Here is a 19,980-nt window from a genome sequence, read left to right on the forward strand (position 1 = left end):
GTTCACAATTCGAGGTTTTTGAGAAAAGCGAGCGCGGCCGCGTTGAAAACATACGGCCGCTGTATCGGCGCGAAATGGCTGACGCCCGGAAGGCGCATCAAGGCGCCCTCGCCCAATGCGCGCGCGAGATATTCCGCATGTTCGGGCTTTATAAATTCATCATGCTCTGCCTGGACAACCGTCACAGGCGTCAAGATGGCCGCAAGATCCTGGGCGCTCAAATTTGGCTCGCTCCGCTGCATGGTCGACACGATGTCCACCAAACCCTGAAAATCCTCCGGCGTCTCCGACAACCGGGCATAGTCCTTACCGTGCCGAGAAAAACAGCGTTCGATTTCGGGCGTCAACTCGAAAGGCTTTGCACCGGAAGGATCGATATTGCAGGCGAAAAACAACAGGCCGGCAATGCGAAGGGGATGGCTGCGGCAGAGTTCGAGCCCGATGCAGGCGCCGTCGCTCCAGCCAATGACCGCGAAGCGTTCGAGCCCCAGCCCATCACAGACCGCGAGCACGTCGCAACTCAGCAGTTGATAGTTAAGAGGGCGCACATCCCGCGTGCTGTGACCATGGCCGCGGGTATCGATCAGCAGGACACGATAACCGGCGTCGAGAAGAGGCGTTATTTGATTGGCCCAATTGCCGCTATGACCGAGCCCGCCATGCAGCAGGATCACGCATGGCCCGCGCTCGCCATGCAGCGCCCACCAAATCCGCGCGCCAGAGATGGGTGTATAGCCAGATCGCTCCGGCGCTTGCGTGACGGTGAGGCCGTCACGCTCGAAATCGATCAATTGATCGTCCTGCTTGTACATGGCCGCTCTCCCCCGCCGCGTGCACAAACGCTAGCTGGCAAACAGGGTAGGCGACAAGCCGCATTCCGGCAAGATCAGCCGGACTGCGGCAACGTCTTCAGTGCAGGCTCACAGTCTGCAGATCGTCCTCAGCGGCCTTGAAGAATGTAGAGGATCTGTTGTCGGTCAGGAGGATCGGCGTGCCATCGGCGCCGAACAGCGCCCAGAGGTCGAGACCTGGGTTGATATTCGGGGCTTCCGGGAAAACGCGCGATACGTCTTCAGAACGCATCTTGCGAATATAGCCGAGCTTTCCAGCGCCGAGATGCGCGAACTCGCTACGTGTCAAGCGATCCAGTGTGGGTCTTGCGGCCATTCAATTGCCTCCTGCATGATTCGGAAGACGCGGGGCCAATCCCGTCCAACCATCATTCTGAAACAGAGATGTTAATTTTTCGCACAAGTTTCTCAGGTTCGGGCCTGATGAGGTCGACGGAAAGCAGTCCATTCTTGAGGCTGGCGCCAATCACCTGCATTCCATCCGCCAGCATGAAGCAGCGCTGGAACTGGCGCGACGCGATGCCGCGATAAAGGAACTCTCGCTCACCCTGCTCGGCCTGCCGGCCGCGGATGATCAGCTGGTTCTCTTCCGTGGTGACGTCAAGATCATCCTCCCCGAATCCGGCGACAGCCAGAGTGATGCGGAGGCGTTCTGGCTCACCAGCGGCGGCGTCGGCCTTCAGTCGTTCAATATTGTAGGGCGGATAGCCGTCGTTGCTCTTGGCGAGACGCTCAAGCGTCTTCTCCATGGCGTCAAAGCCCAGAAGAAGCGGGCTGGCGAAAGGGGCAATGCGCGTGTTCATTCCGTTCATGTCCTTGGCTGCAAGCGACAATCGCCGGGCCTCGTTCGAGCATCCGACATGGCGACATATGGTGTCTTCCTGATGGAGTTGCAAGACGCTTGCGCTTGCGGGTCCTCCGCGCAATAGTCGTCGCGAAATCAATAAGAAGAGGACCGCCGCCGTCATGGCCAATCCGAGAAAGATCATCATCGACACCGACCCTGGCCAGGATGACGCCGCCGCCATCATGCTGGCCCTGGGTTCGCCGGACGAAATCGACGTCCTCGGCATCACCACGGTCGCGGGCAATGTGCCTCTGTCCCGCACCCAGACCAATGCCCGGATCGTTTGCGAATTCTCCGGCCGCCCCGATGTCAAGGTTTTCGCGGGTTGCGACCGCCCTCTCAAACGTCAGCCCGTGACGGCCGAATATGTGCATGGCCCTACCGGGCTCGACGGTCCTGAGCTCTTCGAGCCCACAATGCCGCTGCAGGACACGAACGGCGTCGATTTCATCATCGACACGCTCCGGACCCATGAGGCCGGAACCGTGACGCTCTGCACGCTCGGACCGATGACCAATATCGCGACAGCCTTCCAACGCGCGCCAGATATCATGTCCCGCGTCCAGGAAGTCGTGATGATGGGCGGCGCTTATTTCGAAGTCGGCAACATCACGCCGGCCGCCGAATTCAACATTTTTGTCGACCCTGAGGCCGCCGATATCGTGCTCAAATCAGGCGTCCCCATCGTGATGATGCCGCTCGACCTGACCCACAAGGTGCTGACGCTGAAAGCCCGTGTCGGGAAGATCCGCGCGCTGGGAAATCGCGCCGGCATGGCGCTCGCCGACATGCTGGATTTCTTCGAACGTTTCGACATCGAGAAATACGGCTCAGACGGCGGGCCGCTGCACGACCCGACGGTCATCGCCTATCTTCTGAAGCCAGAGATCTTTTCCGGCCGGGAATGCAATGTCGAGATCGAGCTTAACTCGGAACTGACGCTCGGCATGACGGTGGTCGATTGGTGGCGCGTGACCAAGCGCGAGAAAAACGCGATGGTGATGAAGGACATCGACGCCCAGGCGTTTTTCGACCTGCTGACGGAACGCGTCGGTCGTCTCTGACCACTACAGAATTTGACTTTGGCAAGGCCCTGCTCATGCGGGGCCTTTTCCTTTCGCGACATACGAAAAAGGGCGACCCGAAGGCCGCCCTTAATTCCGATCGGTGGATCAGCGCAACAGGCTGTCGCCTATCACATCATGTCCATGCCGCATGTTCAGCGCGCTTGACGCGCTGAACCATCTTTGGTGATGGGCGGCTTTATGGATGTGTGTGATAGGCTGTCGCCTATCACATCATGTCCATGCCGCCCATGCCGCCCATGCCGCCAGGCATGCCGCCCGGAGCGTCCTTCTTCGGAAGCTCGGCGATCATGGCTTCGGTGGTGATCAGCAGCGAAGCAACCGAAGCTGCGTTCTGCAGAGCAGTACGAACAACCTTGACCGGATCGACGATGCCCATGGTGATCATGTCGCCGAATTCGCCCGTCTGGGCGTTGTAGCCGAAGTTGTCGTTGTCCTTGTCGAGGATCTTGCCGACGATGATGGAGGCTTCGTCGCCAGCATTTTCAGCGATCTGACGAACCAGCGACTGCAGGGCGCGGCGAACGATGTTGATGCCGGCTTCCTGGTCGTCGTTGGCGCCCTTGACGGTGATCTTCGTCGAAGAACGGAGCAGCGCGGTGCCGCCGCCGGGGACGATGCCTTCCTGAACGGCAGCGCGCGTCGCGTTGAGCGCGTCGTCGATGCGGTCCTTGCGTTCCTTGACTTCGATTTCCGTGGAGCCGCCGACGCGGATCACGGCAACGCCGCCAGCGAGCTTGGCAAGACGTTCCTGCAGCTTTTCGCGGTCGTAGTCAGAAGTGGTTTCTTCGATCTGAGCCTTGATCTGAGCGACGCGGCCTTCGATGTCGGACTTGGCGCCAGCGCCGTCGACGATCGTGGTGTTTTCCTTGGAGATCGAAACCTTCTTGGAACGGCCCAGCATGTCGAGGGTGACGTTTTCAAGCTTGATGCCGAGGTCTTCGGAGATCACGGTGCCGCCGGTCAGGATGGCGATGTCTTCGAGCATGGCCTTGCGGCGATCGCCGAAGCCAGGAGCCTTGACAGCAGCGATCTTCAGGCCGCCGCGGAGCTTGTTGACGACGAGCGTTGCAAGAGCTTCGCCTTCGACGTCTTCAGCGATGATCAGGAGCGGCTTGCCGGTCTGAACGACAGCTTCGAGCACCGGCAGCATGGCCTGGAGGTTCGAGAGCTTCTTTTCGTGCAGCAGGATGTAAGCGTCGTCGAGATCGGCGATCATCTTTTCTGCATTGGTCACGAAGTAGGGGCTGAGGTAGCCGCGGTCGAACTGCATGCCTTCGACGACTTCGAGTTCGGTTTCGGCGGTCTTGGCTTCTTCAACCGTGATGACGCCTTCATTGCCGACCTTCTGCATGGCTTCAGCGATATCAGCGCCGACCTGCTTGTCGCCGTTTGCCGAGATCGTGCCGACCTGAGCGACTTCTTCCGAAGTCGAGATCTTCTTTGCCTTGGCCTGGAGGTCCTTGACGACTTCAGACACGGCCAGATCGATGCCGCGCTTGAGGTCCATCGGGTTCATGCCGGCGGCAACGGCCTTGTTGCCTTCGCGAACGATGGCCTGGGCCAGAACGGTCGCGGTCGTGGTGCCGTCGCCAGCGATGTCGTTGGTCTTGGACGCGACTTCGCGGACCATCTGGGCGCCCATGTTTTCGAACTTGTCTTCAAGTTCGATTTCCTTGGCGACCGAGACGCCGTCCTTGGTGATGCGCGGAGCGCCGAAGGACTTGTCGATGATGACGTTGCGACCCTTCGGGCCGAGCGTGACCTTCACAGCATCGGCGAGAATGTCGACGCCGCGCAGCATCTTTTCGCGGGCGGTACGGCCAAACTTGATTTCTTTAGCAGCCATTTTAGAAAACTCCCGGGCTCATTGCCCATTGGTTTGCATGGAATTTGACGAGATCGGCAATCAGCCGATGATGCCCATGATGTCGGATTCCTTCATGATCAGAAGGTCTTCGCCATCGAGCTTAACTTCGGTGCCCGACCACTTGCCGAACAGAACGCGGTCGCCAGCCTTGACGTCGAGAGCAACGATATTGCCCTTGTCGTCGCGGACGCCGGAGCCGACAGCGACGATTTCGCCTTCCTGCGGCTTTTCCTTGGCGGTGTCAGGGATGATGATGCCACCCTTGGTCTTTTCTTCGGATGCAACGCGGCGAACGACGACGCGATCGTGAAGCGGGCGGAAATTGGTGCTTGCCATTGTCTGTTTCCTCGATCAAATGACATTACCGGGTCAAGCCCGGCGGAAAGGTTGTTAGCACTCTCTCCTGTGGAGTGCTAGCGGGACTGGATTTAGGATCGGGGCGACCGAGAGTCAAGGTTTGACGCTCGGAAAAATATTGCGACAAGGTAAACGCGGAACCGCAATGATCGATCTGGAACAGCCGTCCCCACGCCCTCCGCATCCTGATTTTCGCGAGGCCGCCCGCCTTTGGGCGAAGATCGGCGTGCTCAGCTTCGGCGGCCCGGCGGGTCAGATCGCGCTGATGCATCGGGAACTCGTCGATGAACGGCGCTGGATTTCTGAAAGCCGTTTCCTGCATGCGCTCAATTTCTGCATGCTGCTGCCCGGTCCCGAAGCGCAGCAACTCGCAACCTATATCGGCTGGCTCCTGCATGGCTGGCGCGGCGGACTGGTCGCCGGCATGCTTTTTATCCTGCCGGGTTTCATCGTGATCCTCGGACTCTCGGCAATTTACGCCGTTTGGGGGCATACAGGCCTGCTCGACAGCGCGTTCGCCGGGTTGAAAGCCGCAGTGCTGGTGATCGTCGTGGAAGCGCTGATCCGGGTCGGGCGACGGTCGCTCAAGAACAACGCCATGCGCGCCATCGCGCTTGCGGCCTTCATTGCCCTCTTTGCTTTCGCCGCGCCCTTTCCGCTGGTCATCGTCGTCGCGGCGCTGATCGGTTACGCCGGCTTCCGATTTGCGCCCGACCGCTTCTCCAGTGGCGGCCACCATGGCGCAGGCGCGGACCGCCCGTCGGTCATTGACGCTGATCATCCGGGGCGTCCGGCGAGCTGGCTCGGCTCGATTGTGGCGGCGGTCGTCTGGTCGATGCTATGGGCCGCTCCATTCGGACTTCTCTTCGCCTTTGGCTTCGGCTCGAGCGTTTATCTCGACATCAGCCTGTTTTTCTCGAAAATGGCAGTCGTCACCTTCGGCGGCGCCTATGCCGTGCTCTCTTATGTCGCCCAACAGGCGGTCGATCATTATCAATGGCTGAAGCCCGGCGAGATGCTGGATGGTCTCGGCCTTGCGGAAACCACGCCGGGCCCTCTGGTCCTGGTGCTCAGCTTTGTCGGCTTCATCGCCGGCTTTCGCGCGTCCGGGGATCTGTCACCGCTTCTGGGCGGCGCGCTCGGCGCTACGCTGACTACCTGGGTGACTTTCACCCCCTGTTTTCTGTGGATCTTCCTCGGCGCGCCCTGGGTCGAACGCCTGAGATCCAACCAGGCGCTTTCGGGGGCTTTGACAGCCATTTCCGCCGCCGTAACCGGCGTCATCGCCAATCTGGCGCTCTGGTTTGCGGCGCATGTTCTGTTTACGCGCCATGCGGTCGTCGAGACGGGTCCGATCCGCATGAGCCTGCCGGACATCTCCTCGCTCGACATCGTCCAACTGGCGCTGACGGCGCTGGCCGCGCTGGCTTTGTTTCGTTTCAAGCTCGGCGTGTTCAAGACGCTCGCGCTACTGGCGGGAGCGGGCCTGCTGACCGGACTCGCGTCATGATCGGACGCGCTCCAAGAGACTTGCGAATTTCCCGATCCCTGTCATAACCCGTGACATGACCGACAAACGCGCATTGCCCCAGCCATCCGATTTCGCCCATGTGACCGAATGGGTGTTCGATCTCGACAACACCCTTTATCCGCATCATGTGGATCTGTTCGCGCAAATCGACCGCAACATGACCGCCTTCGTGGCGGAACTCCTGGGGCTGGACGCCGGCGAGGCGCGCAAGCTGCAGAAGCAGTATTACCACGAACATGGAACGACGCTTCGCGGATTGATGCATCATCATGGCATCGACCCTGCGGCCTTTCTTGAGGCGGCCCATCGCATCGATTACTCCGGGCTCGCCGCGGACGAGGGGCTGAGCGAGGCGATCAAGGCCCTGCCCGGCCGCAAGTTCATCCTGACAAACGGCACGGTCAAGCATGCGGAGGAAGCTGCCCGCGCACTGGGCGTCCTGCATCATTTCGAAGACATTTTCGACATCGTGGCCGCCGATTTCGTGCCGAAGCCGGCCGGCTCGACCTATGACAAATTCGCGAGCCTTCATCGCGTGGAGACGCGCAAGGCCGCCATGTTCGAGGATCTGCCTCGCAATCTCGAAATCCCGAGGGCGCTTGGCATGAAGACCGTGCTGATCGTGCCTGTCGACAAGGAGCATCACCTCGAACGGTGGGAAATACCCGACGAGAACGATCCCGTCATCGACCATATCACCGATAATCTCGCCGATTTCCTGAGAGCCATCCTCTGACCGGTTAGCTGAACGAGGCGTTCAGCCTCGGTTCAGGGCAAATCTCCTAGAAGTGATTTCAACGTCGCGGCCGGATTCCTCCAAACGCGACGATGCGACGGCCGGCTTCCCCCATCCGGCCGAACCAGAGAAAGGTTGAAATCATGAACTCCAAGACCCTTATCGCCTCCGCCATCGCCCTGACTTTGGCCGCCACCAGCGGCGCTGCGTTTGCCGCCGCCTCCACCACGCCCACGACGACAGCTAAGGATCCCGCCAAGCGGGAGCAGCGCGTCGCCCGGATGGTCAAGCGGCTCGACACCGACAAGGATGGCAAAGTCTCCAAGTCGGAAATGGAAGCAGCGATGAACGCCACCGTGACGGTGGTCGACGCTGACAAGGACGGTTTCCTTTCCAAACAGGAAGTCGATGCCGGCAAGGACGCCCTCAAGGCCTATCGCCAGAAAGTGAAGGCTGAGCCGAACGCCACCATGGCGAAGCCCGGACAGTTGCCCCGCGGCCTGATCAAGCATTTCGACAAGATCGACGCCAACAAGGACGGCAAACTGTCCAAGGAAGAACTCGACACCGTTGCAGACCGCATGTTCCAGCGTCGTGACGCCAACAAGGATGGCTTCATCACCGCCGATGAGTTCCTGGCGACCAAGACCAAGGCCAAGAAGCAGGGTTGAACACCCTCACTTTCCTGAATCTGATGCGGCGTCTCCGTCAGGAGGCGCCGTTTTCCTTTTCATAGAACCGCTTTATGATGGCGCAGGCCTCATCGGCGGTGTTGACGAAGCTGATCAGTTCGACATCCTCCGGCGCGATCGTGCCGAATTCGGCCAGCGCGTCAAAATCGACGACCCTGCGCCAGAACTGTTCGCCGAACAGGATCAGCGGCACTTTCGCCATGCGCCCGGTCTGCATCAGCGTGATCGTCTCGAACAATTCGTCCAGCGTGCCGAAGCCGCCGGGAAACACCGTCACGGCCTTGGCCCGCATGAGGAAGTGCATCTTGCGAATGGCGAAATAGTGGAAGTTGAAGCTCAGTTCCGGGGTGACATAGGGATTGGGCGCCTGCTCATGCGGCAGCACGATATTGAGCCCGATCGACGGCGCGCCGACATCGTCAGCGCCGCGATTGCCCGCTTCCATGACGCCCGGGCCGCCGCCGGTCACAACCACATATTCCTTGTAGTCATAGCCCGCCGACCATTCCGAGCACAGGCGAGCAAATTTGCGCGCCTCGTCATAGAAGACCGACGCTGCTTCGAGATTGGCTTTCTGGCCATCGTTTTTGGCCGCCCAGGCCGGCTGGCCCGGGGCGGGAATGCGGGCGCCGCCGAACATGACCACCGTCGAGCGGATGCCATATTCGGTGAGCATCATTTCCACCTTGAGCAGCTCGAGCTGCAGGCGAACCGGGCGAAGCTCTTCCCGGCACAGGAATTCGGAATCGGCGAAAGCGAGGCGATAGGCTGGCGACAGGGATTGCGGCGTGCCGGGAATACGCTCGGCGCGCTTGAGGTCGCTGCGGCTGCTGCGCAAGGGATCCCACACGCCGTCCTTGCGCCTGAGTTGGTCGGTTTTCCCCTTTGCCATGCTTATTTCCATCCGCTATAGAGCCGCAACCGGCCCAGTTTTTCGCTATTCTGGCAGGATAATCCTTCAAAGCTTAAGGAATTCCCATGACCGTCCATGACCTCGCCTCGCTCGAAAAGACCATCGACGCCGCCTTCGACAACCGTGATTCCGTCTCGACCGCCACCAAAGGCGAGATCCGCGACGCCGTCGAAACCGCGCTGAACCTGCTCGACGCCGGAAAAGTGCGCGTCGCGACCCGCAGCGAGGACGGCGCCTGGACCGTGCATCAGTGGCTCAAGAAAGCGGTTCTTCTCTCCTTCCGCCTCAACGCCATGGAAGTGATCAAGGGCGGTCCGGGCGATTCTACCTGGTGGGACAAGGTGCCGTCGAAATTCGATGGCTGGAGCGCCAACGAATTCGAAAAGGCGGGGTTCCGCGCCGTGCCGAACGCCGTTGTCCGCCGCTCGGCCTATATCGCGCCGAACGCCATCCTGATGCCGTCCTTCGTCAATCTCGGCGCTTATGTCGGCGAAGGCACGATGGTTGACACCTGGGCCACCGTCGGCTCCTGCGCCCAGATCGGCAAGCATGTGCATCTTTCGGGCGGCGTCGGCATCGGCGGCGTGCTGGAGCCGATGCAGGCCGGCCCGACCATCATCGAAGACAATTGCTTCATCGGCGCCCGCTCGGAAGTCGTCGAAGGCTGCATCGTACGCGAAGGCTCCGTGCTAGGCATGGGCGTGTTCATCGGCAAGTCGACCAAGATCGTCGATCGCGCCACCGGCGAAGTCACCTATGGCGAAGTCCCGCCCTATTCCGTCGTCGTCGCCGGCTCGATGGGCAGCGGCAATCTCATGCCGAACGGCGTTGCGGCTCCGAACCTCTATTGCGCCGTCATCGTCAAGCGCGTCGATGCGCAGACCCGCTCCAAGACAGGCATCAACGAATTGCTGCGCGACTAAGGGGCAGCGACGCCTTGCGGCGCGCCGGCTGGCGCGCCGTTTTTTCCCCGTGACAGAGCCTCATTCATCGGCTAACGCTGGACCATCATGCCAGTCAAAGATCCGATTGATAATCTTCAAAAACTCATCCGCTGCCCCTCTGTGACGCCCGAGGAGGGCGGCGCGCTGGCGTTGCTCGAATCCATGTTGGCTCCGCTCGGCTTCAAGGTCGAGCGAATGACCATGCGCGAGGCGGATACGCCCGATATCGACAATCTCTACGCCCGACTGGGCGAGACCGGCCCGCATCTGATGTTTGCCGGCCATACGGATGTCGTGCCGGTGGGCGACGAAGCCGCCTGGAGCCATCCGCCCTTCGGCGCCGAAATCCATGATGGCGTCATGTTCGGTCGCGGCGCGGTCGATATGAAAGGCGGCGTCGCCTGCTTTGCAGCCGCAGTCGCCCGTCATATCGAAAAGCACGGGCGTCCCCAGGGGTCGATTTCCTTCCTGATCACCGGCGACGAGGAAGGTCCCGCCGTCAACGGCACAGTGAAGCTGCTGGAATGGGCGCATGCCCGGGGCGAGCGCTGGGACGGCTGCCTGGTAGGCGAGCCGACCAATCCGGACACTCTCGGCGACATGATCAAGATCGGCCGTCGCGGCTCGGTGTCGGGAATGGTGACCGTCCAGGGCGTGCAGGGCCATGTCGCCTATCCGCATCTGGCCGAAAATCCGGTTCGCGCCGCCTTGGCCATGGCGACCGAACTGATGGAAACACCCTTCGATCATGGCACGGATGATTTCCAGCCGTCCAATATGGAAGTGACGACGATCGACGCCGGCAACAAGGCGACCAATGTCATTCCCGCCAAGGTCAGCTTCGCCTTCAACATCCGCTTCAACGACGCCTGGACCGCCGACACGGTCAAGGCGGAAATCATCCGGCGGCTGGATCAGGGCGCGGCATCCGCGGCGCTGCGGCCGGGCCGCGCTCCGGCGCGCTATGAGTTGGTCTGGGCCGAACGGCCGAGCCATGTGTTCCTGACCCGCGACGATCGATTGATCGGCACGCTGTCGCGCGCCATCGAACGCCATACTGGAACAACGCCCAAGCTTTCGACGACGGGCGGAACTTCGGATGCACGGTTCATCAAGGATTACTGCCCGGTGGTGGAGTTCGGCCTGGTTGGCCAGACCATGCATATGGTCGACGAGCGCGTGCGCGTATCGGAACTCGAAGCCTTGACGCGGATCTACGAGAGTTTCATCGCCGACTGGTTCAGAGATGCCGGGGCGTGAGGAAGTCTTCTATTACCTGAACGGCCTGTGGCTGCTCATCCGCGGCCGCAGCGAGGGCTTTCAGTGGCTCGATCTGAGTGATCGCGGTTTCTGGCGGTCATGGTGGGCGATCGTCTATTGCCTACCGCCCATTTTCCTTGATCTCTGGGGAACACGGGCCGTCTATCTCCAGGACATGCCGGAGAATACGCATCTCGGAAACGGCTTCTGGTCGGGCCTGTTGTTGCTGGATCTCCTGGGCTGGACCGCGCCTTACGCTATCCTCTACGCCGCGATGGTCGCCGGCGGCTATGCGCAGCACTTCCGGCAGGCCGTCATTCTGCTGAACTGGCTGAGCGTACCGGTGCAATGGGCGCTGATGGCCATCTCCGCATCGATGATCTTCGCGCCCGCCAATCTCGATCTTCAGGCCTCGATCGCCCTCGTTCTCTATCTCGTCTCGGGCTACGCGCATGTCATGGTCATGCTGCAACTGACCGAACGCAAGGCGCTTCCGGCCATCGCCTTCGTGATGACGCTCGCCGTGGGCTCGGTGCTCACCCAATATTATGCAATCGATGCGCTCGGCCTATCCTTCGGCTGACTCGTCATCATCGAGCGTCAAAAGCGTGGACAGATCGCCGTAATCCACCTGCATGAAAAACAGCCCATGCGGCGGAGCCACGGGTCCACAGCGCGCGCGATCACGCGCAAGCAGCGCCTCGCGGATGTCGAGAGCGCTCCATTTTCCCTCGCCTGCCATCTTCAGCGTGCCCGCAAACGAACGGATCTGATTGTGCAGGAAGCTCTGCGCCGAGGCGCGGATCTCGACATAGTCGCCATTGCGGCTGACCTCGACCCGTTCGATCGTCCGACGCGGATTCTTCGCCTGGCAATGCGAGGAACGGAAGGTGGTGAAATCGTGGTGGCCGACGAATTCCTGCGCCGCCTCATGCATGCGCTCCGCATCGAGCGGCTTCTTGACATGCCAGGCGCGCTCGGCGTCGATAGCAGATGGCGCCATGCGGTTGATGATGCGATAGAGATAATGCCGTTTGGTGGCCGAAAAGCGGGCGTCGAATGTGGTGGGAACCTGCTCCGCCGAGAGAATGGCGACACGCTCCTCCTCCATGGCGAGATGGGCGTTGATGGCGTTGGCCACTGTCGACGCCTTCCAGTCTCGGCTGAGATCGACATGGCAGACCTGGCCGAACGCGTGAACGCCCGAGTCAGTGCGTCCGGCGGCGCGCAAGGACACCTCTTCGCCGCTCATCGCGAAAATGGCCTTCTCGATCGCGCCCTGCACGGATTTGCCATTGTCCTGCCGCTGCCAGCCGACATAGGGCACGCCGTCATATTCGACGACCATCTTGTAACGCGGCATCAGCCGATCCTCACGCCCGGGGCGACGGGCAACCCGCGCAGGAAATCGCCAGCGTCGAGCGGCTTGCCGCCAGCCTTCTGCAGCCTCAACAGCCGCACCGCGCCGTCGCCGCAGGCAATGGTCAGGCGGTCATCGAGCGCCGTTCCCGGCTCCCCTGCCCCAGCGGCGCGCTCGGACGCCAACACCTTGACCCGCTCGATCTTGCCGCCGAACGTCGCTTCGAACCAGGCGCCGGGAAACGGGGCCAGGCCGCGAATGTGATTGTGGACATCGGCAGCCGGTTTGGAAAAGTCGATGCGCGTTTCGTCCTTGCTGATCTTGGCGGCGTAGAGAACGCCGTCTTCGGACTGCGGCGTCAGCGTCAGCGTTCCCGCCTCAAGCGCAGCCATCGCCTCGACCATCAATTCTGCGCCCATCTCCGACAGGGCGTCATGCAGTTCGCCTGAAGTCATGGTCTCGGAGATGCCGATCTCGCGGATCATCGCCACCGGGCCGGTATCCAGCCCCTTGTCCATCTTCATCACCATCATGCCGGTCTTTGCATCTCCGGCCATGATGGCGCGCTGGATGGGGGCAGCGCCCCGCCAGCGCGGCAGAAGCGAGGCATGGCCGTTATAGCAGCCGAGCCGGGTTCCTTCGAGAACCGAGACAGGCAGCAATAATCCATAGGCGACGACGACGGCGACATCGGCGCCGAGCGCCTTGAAAGCCTCAACATCTTCGGCGGCCTTGAAATTCACCGGCGTGCGCACCGTGATCCCCAGTTCCTCAGCCGTCTTGTGAACGGGAGACGGCGTCAGTTCCAGCCCGCGACGACCGGCGGGCCGGGGGGGCTGGGAATAGACGGCGACAATCTCATGACCTGCGGCGTACAGCGCTTTGAGGATGGGCGCGGAAAAATCGGGCGTTCCCATGAAAATGATTCTGAGCGGCATGGCGGATCTCCGGCTGATTGCCCCTTCAAGCCTCTTGCGCGCAGAAGATCAAGCCCCTTGACTTGCGACCGCGCGCCGCCAGTCGGTCGGGCTCTGGCCTGACACGCGCAGAAATTCGCGATTGAAGTTGGATTTGGTCATGAAGCCGGCCTCCAGCGCGATCTGCACCACGCTTTCCTGGGTCTCCTTCAAGAGGCGTTGGGCCTCGCGCACACGAAATTCATTGACATATTGCGAGACCGAAACGCCGTGGCAGCGATTGACCGCACGGGAGACCGCACGGGTGGTCTTGCCGAGCTTGCGCGCCAGCCTGACAAGATTGAGTTCCATGTCGCGATAAAGCGCGTTCGTCGCCATCAGCGCGTCGAGCGCTGCGGCAATCTCTCTGTCTTCCTCGCTGGCTTCCCGGGAGGACGACGGCGCGTCCTCAGCCTCGTCGTCCCTGTCGGCATTCTCCTCCTCCCTCTTCTCGACCCGCGCCGGGTCAACAAGAACTGCGGCAGCAGACAGGATGATCAGACTGACCGTCGTGCCGAAGGAAATAATGGCGCCGGAATAGCGACCGGCAAACAGGACCAGATCGAGACTGATCAGCATATCGGACACAGCGGACGCGATCAGGGTCGCGCCGGTGATCTGCAACGCCCGATAAGACGTGACGACGCCATCAAGCCGTGACGCAACCAGCCGGTCGGGACCGCCGCGCGCGCTGGCCAGCAGAAGTCCGCCATAAAACAAGAAGTCGAGAATGATCACCGCGCCAACCCAATCCCGGCGCAGGACGAGCAGCGCTGTCACCAGGATGGGCCAGACCGCATGCGGCCAATCCGTCAGCCTCGGGCGCGTCGGACCTCCTGTCAGCCCTCGAAAGGCGAGGAAGGCGGCGGGCGGCAACAGGCTCGCCATCGCCGCCATAAAGGGTTGCAGCACCGTGGCTCCATAACCCCATCGCGCCCCGACCAGGAGCGATTGGAACGCGAACAGGGCCATCAACACGATGAAGGCGAGGGCGTCGTCTCCGCGTTCGCGGGCGGTCCGACTGTAGCGGATCGCAAACACCGCCAGGAATAAAGCGACAACAAAGGGAAGCGGCAAAAGGATCATGAGCAGTCCATCGGCGAATGCATGCGTCTGCGCTGGTTCTGTCCTTTATCGCGATCCGGCGCGACCTCAAACACGTTTCAGGTCGCTCCTTTCTGCGATGTCGTCATTCTCCGTGTCGTCACTCATCTCATCAGGAGGCGCCACGATGCGCAAGAAACCCATCATCCTCGGACTGGCCGCTAGCTTTGGGGCCATCATGCTTCTCGACGCCGCCGTCTCTATCTGGACGTCAGAAGCGCGGGCGTCGGATCCCGTCGATCTTTCGAGCGTCAACCGCATCGAGGTCCGCGGGGCCGCAAGTCGGGTCACGATCAATACGGACAATACAGAGCCTCTTGAAGCTCGCCTTATGGGGACCCGCAGCGGCTGGGGAGCGTTGTGGCGCTCAAGTTGGTTCGACGACGGCTGTGCGATGACGGGCTCCATGTCTCTCGATCGCGGCTCGCTGATCGTCGACACCGGCGACGCGCCCTTTGATTTCGACTGGGACGATTGCCGGCTGGAGCTCAGGGCCAATCTCAGGCCGGACGCGGCCGTGCTGATCGACCAGCGCGCCTCAGCCATCACGCTTGCCGGAGATTTCTCGGTGCTGGATATCAAATCAGACGCCGGCGATGTCGACGTCGAGGGTCATGCGGACGCGATTACTCTGTCGGGCGCGGCGCTCCGAGCCAGGATCGCCTTCGACGAGGTCCGCAAATCCGAAACGATCCGGCTGATGGGCAAGATGATGGATGCGACGCTGATCTTTCCGACGGGTTCCGTCATCAGCTATGCGGTGGAGTCGATCGCATCCTATATCGACAGCGCGCTGCCCAACACGCCGGGCGCGAAGCCGGAGATCCGGATCCGCGGCGACATGGTCAGGACCACGATCAAAGAAGGATGATCAGGCGCGCAGTTTGGCGGCCTTGGTGAACCGCTTGATCACCATTTCGCGCTTCAGGCGCGAAATATGGTCGATGAAGAGAACGCCGTTCAGGTGATCGATCTCATGCTGCAGGCAGGTGGCCAGAAGGCCATCGGCCTCGATTTCCTGGATCTTGCCGTCGAGATCGACATAGCGGACGCGAATCGCCGCCGGCCGCTCGACCTCAGCATAATAATCCGGGATCGACAGGCAGCCTTCTTCATAGCTGGACCGGTCGTCGCCCGACGACAGGATTTCCGGATTGATGAAGACTTGCGGCTTCTTGTCCTCGCCTTCCTTGTGAAGGTCGATGACCACCATTCGCTTGGGAACCCCCACCTGAATGGCGGCAAGGCCAATGCCTGGCGCATCATACATGGTCTCCAGCATGTCGCTGGCAAGGGATTGCACCTCCGGCGTCACGTCTTCGAGCAGGGCCGAAGTCTGGCGGAGGATCGGGTCGGGCAAAATAATGAGCGGCTTGATCGTCATTTCGCCTCCATAATACAGCCGCCCGGCTTGCGCAACAGGCCGGCCGCTGCGAAGCGTCCGGCGCGTTCAAAATTGAAAGTCAGGCCGCCTGCCGTGTTCCGGCCGTCCGTCGTCCGGCGCCCCAGGCCGCCTCGCCGGTCTTGAAGCCATCGAGCACGCCGTTCAACCGCTCCACTTCGGCTGCAAGCGCGCGGACCTCGCCCGAACTCTTGTCAACCATGCCTGCATTCTGCTGTGTGATTGTGTCGAGGTTGCTGATCGCAGCCGACACCTCCTTGAGCCCGGAAGATTGCTCATCGGCGGCCGAGGCGATGTCGGAAATGATCTTGGTCAGTTCGACAATGCGCGAGGTGATGTCGCCGAGCGATTCGCCGGAGCGATTGACGAGGGCGACCCCTGTCTGCACCTGATTGGAACTTTCGGCGATAATTCCCTTGATCTCCTTGGCGGCGTTTGCCGAACGTTGCGCAAGCTCTCGCACTTCCTGGGCGACGACCGCAAAGCCTCGTCCGGCCTCCCCCGCTCGCGCCGCCTCGACGCCGGCATTGAGCGCAAGGAGGTTGGTTTGGAAGGCGATTTCATCGATCACCGTGATGATTTTGGAAATTTCAGTGGAGGATTTTTCGATGGCGCTCATCGCCGACACCGCTTCCGACACGGTTGCGCCCGACGTCTTGACCACTCCGAGCGTTTCCTGCGCCACGCTAGATGCCGTTCTGGCGCCAGTTGCGGTCGACGTGACGTTTTCCGACAATTCGTGCAGCGCAGCCGAACTTTCTTCGATGCTGGCCGCCTGCTGTTCGGTGCGGCCGGAAAGATCATTGGTCGCCTTGGCGATCTCCTGGGAGCCATCCAGTATCTGCTGGGCGGCAATACGGACATTCTCCATGGACTGGCGAAGCGCTTCCACCGCATTGTTGTAGTTGCTGGCCATCGCGCCGAACTTTTCCGGCATGTCGCTTGCGAAGCGCGCCTGCAGATCACCCGCCGAAAGTTGCTCCAGCATGCGCCCGAGTTTGCTCATCGCGTCAGCCTGCTCCGCCTCCGCAACGGCTCTATCGCGTTCGACACGCTCGCGTTGCGCCGCCTGCTCATCGAGATAGACGCTGATGGCGTAGTCCATGTCAAGAAGCGCGGCCTTGACGATCAACGAGATCTCATCCGCGATCACCTTGTCCTTGGATTTTGAAAAGAAGCCGCCGGACTTCCTGTCGACGACGCCATGGATCAATTGCTCCAGCACCAGGGCGTAGCCGGCGATATAAAGCCGCGGCTCAAGGCCAATTCGCGCATGCGTCTTGCCGATCATGGTCACGCCGTTGACATAGGCATCATCGAGCGTGCCGGAGGTGATCAGCCCCCAATGCTTCGCCTGCGCGCTTTTGGCGCCGCTGATATGTCCTTCGGACTTGAAAAATCTGGCGGTCTCCGGATTGGCGCGCACCTTGGCGTAAAATTTGTCGAGTGCGGGACCTATCATGTCCATTACGAGAGGATTGAGCTTCTGCAACTCTTTCTGCGCCGCCCCGTCTATCCCGAGGAAATCAAGCCGTTGGCGAAGAGGTGTCGTTTGTTGCGAAGACGAAGTCATGTCAGGCGATCCTCAAGGGGAGAAGTTGTGTCGTGGTCGGCATAGTACTTTTGAGCGTAGGGCGCATTGGTTAACGAGCTATTATTCCTATCTTATTAGTTTTTTAAATTTAAGGCGGAAGTCTTGCCGATGCGGTGAATATCATAGTCTTCTGATAATAGAGGGCGACCATGCGCTGTTCTTGATCAAGATCAAATTTGGATCGGCTGCTCGCCATCGACGGCAGCCGTCTTTGTTTCTTGGTTGACGCTTGGTTACCGGTAAGCGCCAAACTTCATGTTCACGTTTTGGTCTAGCGGGCGACCGCGAATCTGCTAGAATTGACGGATGAACGCTTCCTTCGCCGCAGCCGCCCCCTTGCTGGAATTCGGAACAACGACCATCACGACCGGTCATGCCGCCAGCGCCATCGCATTTGTCGCCTTTATTGCCGGATTGCTGTTTCTGCGCTCCAGACGCCGAAGGGTGGAGGCGGAAGACTTCGCCGACGCTCTGGAAGCCAAGGCGGAGGACGATGCGCGGCAACTGAGCCAGATCCTCAAGGCGCAGACGGAAATGCAGGGCAGGATCGCCGCCATGACGGAAATGTTTGGCGCGCGACAGGCTGAATTCAACCAGAACGTCAATCAGCGGCTCGACGGCATGACGCAACGTATCGGAGCCACGATCAGCGAGCAGACACGCGCCACGCATGAAAATCTCCGCCGCCTGCAAGAGCGCTTGGCTGTCATCGACACGGCCCAGACCAATATCCAGACGCTGGCGCGCGACATCGTCTCCTTGCAATCGATCCTCTCCAACAAACAGACACGCGGCGCTTTTGGCCAGGGACGCATGGAAGCAATCATCGCCGACGCGCTTCCGCAGGGCGCCTATCGATTTCAGGCGACCTTGTCCAACGGAGCCCGGCCGGACTGCCTGATCCGAATGCCGAACAGCCAGCCGTCGCTGGTCATCGACGCTAAATTTCCCCTCGAAGCCTGGAACGCGATGCGGGACGGCGGCCCAGAACGCGTAAAGGCCGCCGGCCAGCAATTCCGTCGCGATATGGAAATCCATATCCGCGACATCGCCTCGAAATATCTGCTTCCGGGAGAGACACAGGACACCGCCTTTATGTTCGTGCCATCCGAATCGATTTTCGCGGATATGCACGAGCGGTTCGAGTCTATAACCCATACCGCGCATCGCAGCCGGGTGGTCATAGTGTCGCCGTCGCTTCTGCTTTTATCGATCCAGTTGATCCAGTCCATGCTGAAGGACCAGCGGATGCGCGAACAGGCGCATGTGATCCAGGCGGAGGTCATCGGTCTGATGGAAGATCTCGGCCGCCTCGATGAACGGGTCAGAAAATTGCAAGGGCATTTTCTGGCCGCCCAGAAGGATGTCGATTTGGTAATCGCCGCGACCGACAAAGTCTCGCGGCGCGGTCAGAAGATCGAGGCGATGGAGTTTGAAACGCCCGGCATCTCGGCTGAGGCTCCCGTTCAAAAAACGGCGGAAAGCAAGACCGGCCTTCTCAAACTAAGGCTGGTTGACGAGGACTGACCGGCGGGCGACAAAGGGCGCCTCAAGAAAAACAACAGCCCTGCGGGAAAACCAATGATCACTGTCCTCGGCTCCATCAATATGGACCTCATCGCCAATGTGCCGCGTCTTCCCAAGCCTGGCGAAACCGTCACGGGCGACCGCTTCACCACCGCGCCTGGCGGCAAGGGCGCCAATCAGGCCTTGGCGGCGCGCCGGGCAGGCGCGCAGGTCGCCATGGTGGGAGCGTGTGGCGAGGACGAATTCGCCGGCCCGGCGCTGACCTATCTTCGCTATGACGGAGTCGAGTTGACGCGCATCAAGAGCGCGGCCACCGCGACCGGCGTCGCGCTGATCTTTGTCGGCAGCGACGGCGAGAACGTTATTTCGATCATCGCAGGCGCGAATGGAAAGGTTGGCGTCGAGGACGCCGAGACCGCCGTGGCGTCGATGAAGCGCGGCGACATCCTGATGCTGCAGCTGGAAATTCCGGCGGCAACGATCGAGGCAGCGTTAAAGGCAGCCCGGGCGCGCGGCGTCCGCACAATCCTCAACATCGCGCCCTTTACTGAAGATGCGCCGAAACTGGCCGCCATGGCCGATTACGTCATCGCCAACGAAACCGAGTTCGAACTGCTGGTCGGCCGCCCTGACCTGTCGGCAGAGGAACGTAGGGAGACGATGGAGGCGCGCCATAAGGAATTCCAGCAGACGCTGATCGTCACGCTTGGCGCTGACGGCGTCGCAGCAATGCACAAGGGTGTCTATTTGACAGCAGCCGGGCTCGACATCGACCCTGTCGATACGGTTGGCGCCGGCGACACGTTCTGCGGCTATTTCGGAGCCGGGCTGGACGCGGGCTTGAATTTCGAATCATGTCTCCGTCAAGCTGCGGTGGCAGGATCTCTGGCCTGCACGAAACCAGGAGCGCAGCCATCCATCCCTTTTCTTGCAGAATTGCGCAATTTATAA

Annotated in this window: 21 protein-coding genes; 10 read left to right on the forward strand and 11 right to left on the reverse strand. The window is 60.9% G+C overall.

Features of this window, described 5'->3' with window-relative positions; translation table 11 throughout:
- Window positions 1-2: 2 nt before the first annotated feature.
- The 3 genes from M2360_RS01255 to M2360_RS01265 form a co-directional block, all read right to left on the reverse strand.
- Entirely contained in the window at window positions 3-812 is an 810-nt protein-coding gene (locus M2360_RS01255) for an alpha/beta hydrolase (protein ID WP_280772551.1), read from the reverse strand.
- Window positions 813-909: 97 nt separating this feature from the next.
- On the reverse strand, window positions 910-1,167 hold the full coding sequence (locus tag M2360_RS01260) for a DUF1150 family protein (protein WP_280772552.1): 258 nt from the start codon (window positions 1,165-1,167) through the stop codon (window positions 910-912).
- A 52-nt stretch (window positions 1,168-1,219) separates the two neighbouring features.
- On the reverse strand, window positions 1,220-1,654 hold the full coding sequence (locus M2360_RS01265) for an Hsp20 family protein (RefSeq protein ID WP_280773057.1): 435 nt from the start codon (window positions 1,652-1,654) through the stop codon (window positions 1,220-1,222).
- Window positions 1,655-1,817: 163 nt separating this feature from the next.
- On the opposite strand from M2360_RS01265, the gene M2360_RS01270 reads away from it, so the two are divergent.
- A complete protein-coding gene (locus M2360_RS01270) occupies window positions 1,818-2,762 on the forward strand; it encodes a nucleoside hydrolase (RefSeq protein ID WP_280772553.1) in 945 nt (314 codons plus the stop codon).
- 229 nt (window positions 2,763-2,991) lie between these two features.
- Here M2360_RS01270 and groL read toward each other — a convergent pair whose 3' ends face one another.
- Both groL and groES read right to left on the reverse strand, forming a co-directional pair.
- Window positions 2,992-4,632, reverse strand: coding sequence for a chaperonin GroEL (gene groL, locus M2360_RS01275; protein ID WP_280772554.1), 1,641 nt, complete (start codon window positions 4,630-4,632; stop codon window positions 2,992-2,994).
- Between the two features lie 60 nt (window positions 4,633-4,692).
- The gene (gene groES, locus M2360_RS01280; RefSeq protein ID WP_280772555.1) at window positions 4,693-4,989 is read right to left on the reverse strand and encodes a co-chaperone GroES; all 297 of its coding nucleotides are present in this window, start codon (window positions 4,987-4,989) and stop codon (window positions 4,693-4,695) included.
- Window positions 4,990-5,155: 166 nt separating this feature from the next.
- Here groES and chrA point away from each other — a divergent pair, with 166 nt between their 5' ends.
- The 3 genes from chrA (at window position 5,156) to M2360_RS01295 (ending at window position 7,948) form a co-directional block, all read left to right on the forward strand.
- Window positions 5,156-6,520: a chromate efflux transporter gene (gene chrA, locus M2360_RS01285; RefSeq protein ID WP_280772556.1), complete on the forward strand. Its 1,365-nt coding sequence runs from the start codon at window positions 5,156-5,158 to the stop codon at window positions 6,518-6,520.
- A gap of 55 nt (window positions 6,521-6,575) precedes the next feature.
- Entirely contained in the window at window positions 6,576-7,277 is a 702-nt protein-coding gene (locus M2360_RS01290) for a pyrimidine 5'-nucleotidase (protein ID WP_280772557.1), read from the forward strand.
- A 143-nt stretch (window positions 7,278-7,420) separates the two neighbouring features.
- Entirely contained in the window at window positions 7,421-7,948 is a 528-nt protein-coding gene (locus M2360_RS01295; protein ID WP_280772558.1) for an EF-hand domain-containing protein, read from the forward strand.
- A 37-nt stretch (window positions 7,949-7,985) separates the two neighbouring features.
- On the opposite strand, the gene M2360_RS01300 is transcribed toward M2360_RS01295, so the two are convergent.
- On the reverse strand, window positions 7,986-8,861 hold the full coding sequence (locus tag M2360_RS01300; protein ID WP_280772559.1) for an LOG family protein: 876 nt from the start codon (window positions 8,859-8,861) through the stop codon (window positions 7,986-7,988).
- Window positions 8,862-8,947: 86 nt separating this feature from the next.
- On the opposite strand from M2360_RS01300, the gene dapD reads away from it, so the two are divergent.
- The 3 genes from dapD (at window position 8,948) to M2360_RS01315 (ending at window position 11,669) form a co-directional block, all read left to right on the forward strand.
- The gene (dapD, locus tag M2360_RS01305) at window positions 8,948-9,805 is read left to right on the forward strand and encodes a 2,3,4,5-tetrahydropyridine-2,6-dicarboxylate N-succinyltransferase (protein ID WP_280772560.1); all 858 of its coding nucleotides are present in this window, start codon (window positions 8,948-8,950) and stop codon (window positions 9,803-9,805) included.
- An 87-nt stretch (window positions 9,806-9,892) separates the two neighbouring features.
- Window positions 9,893-11,086: a succinyl-diaminopimelate desuccinylase gene (gene dapE, locus M2360_RS01310; protein ID WP_280772561.1), complete on the forward strand. Its 1,194-nt coding sequence runs from the start codon at window positions 9,893-9,895 to the stop codon at window positions 11,084-11,086.
- Window positions 11,073-11,669: a hypothetical protein gene (locus M2360_RS01315; protein ID WP_280772562.1), complete on the forward strand. Its 597-nt coding sequence runs from the start codon at window positions 11,073-11,075 to the stop codon at window positions 11,667-11,669. The genes dapE and M2360_RS01315 overlap by 14 nt, the downstream gene beginning before the upstream one ends.
- On the opposite strand, the gene truA is transcribed toward M2360_RS01315, so the two are convergent.
- From truA to M2360_RS01330, 3 genes are read right to left on the reverse strand one after another with little or no spacing between them, the layout of a single operon-like run.
- Window positions 11,655-12,449, reverse strand: a complete 795-nt coding sequence (truA, locus tag M2360_RS01320; RefSeq protein ID WP_280772563.1) for a tRNA pseudouridine(38-40) synthase TruA — start codon at window positions 12,447-12,449, stop codon at window positions 11,655-11,657. The two genes, M2360_RS01315 and truA, sit on opposite strands and share 15 nt — an antisense overlap.
- The gene (fmt, locus tag M2360_RS01325) at window positions 12,449-13,384 is read right to left on the reverse strand and encodes a methionyl-tRNA formyltransferase (RefSeq protein WP_280772564.1); all 936 of its coding nucleotides are present in this window, start codon (window positions 13,382-13,384) and stop codon (window positions 12,449-12,451) included. Before fmt ends, truA begins: the two co-directional genes overlap by 1 nt.
- A gap of 48 nt (window positions 13,385-13,432) precedes the next feature.
- Window positions 13,433-14,488 carry an AraC family transcriptional regulator gene (locus M2360_RS01330; protein WP_280772565.1) on the reverse strand — a complete coding sequence of 352 codons (1,056 nt, stop codon included), beginning with the start codon at window positions 14,486-14,488 and terminating at the stop codon, window positions 13,433-13,435.
- 145 nt (window positions 14,489-14,633) lie between these two features.
- Here M2360_RS01330 and M2360_RS01335 point away from each other — a divergent pair, with 145 nt between their 5' ends.
- Window positions 14,634-15,377: a hypothetical protein gene (locus tag M2360_RS01335; RefSeq protein ID WP_280772566.1), complete on the forward strand. Its 744-nt coding sequence runs from the start codon at window positions 14,634-14,636 to the stop codon at window positions 15,375-15,377.
- On the opposite strand, the gene def is transcribed toward M2360_RS01335, so the two are convergent.
- Together def and M2360_RS01345 are read right to left on the reverse strand one after the other, a co-directional pair.
- On the reverse strand, window positions 15,378-15,890 hold the full coding sequence (gene def, locus M2360_RS01340; protein ID WP_280772567.1) for a peptide deformylase: 513 nt from the start codon (window positions 15,888-15,890) through the stop codon (window positions 15,378-15,380).
- Between the two features lie 79 nt (window positions 15,891-15,969).
- Window positions 15,970-17,481 (reverse strand): globin-coupled sensor protein, encoded by a 1,512-nt coding sequence (locus M2360_RS01345; RefSeq protein ID WP_280772568.1) that lies wholly within the window; start codon window positions 17,479-17,481, stop codon window positions 15,970-15,972.
- A gap of 327 nt (window positions 17,482-17,808) precedes the next feature.
- Here M2360_RS01345 and rmuC point away from each other — a divergent pair, with 327 nt between their 5' ends.
- A complete protein-coding gene (rmuC, locus tag M2360_RS01350) occupies window positions 17,809-19,029 on the forward strand; it encodes a DNA recombination protein RmuC (protein WP_280772569.1) in 1,221 nt (406 codons plus the stop codon).
- A gap of 54 nt (window positions 19,030-19,083) precedes the next feature.
- Window positions 19,084-19,980, forward strand: a complete 897-nt coding sequence (locus M2360_RS01355; RefSeq protein ID WP_280772570.1) for a ribokinase — start codon at window positions 19,084-19,086, stop codon at window positions 19,978-19,980.

The organism is Rhizobium sp. SG_E_25_P2 (assembly GCF_029892285.1).
Lineage (GTDB): Bacteria > Pseudomonadota > Alphaproteobacteria > Rhizobiales > Rhizobiaceae > Rhizobium_E.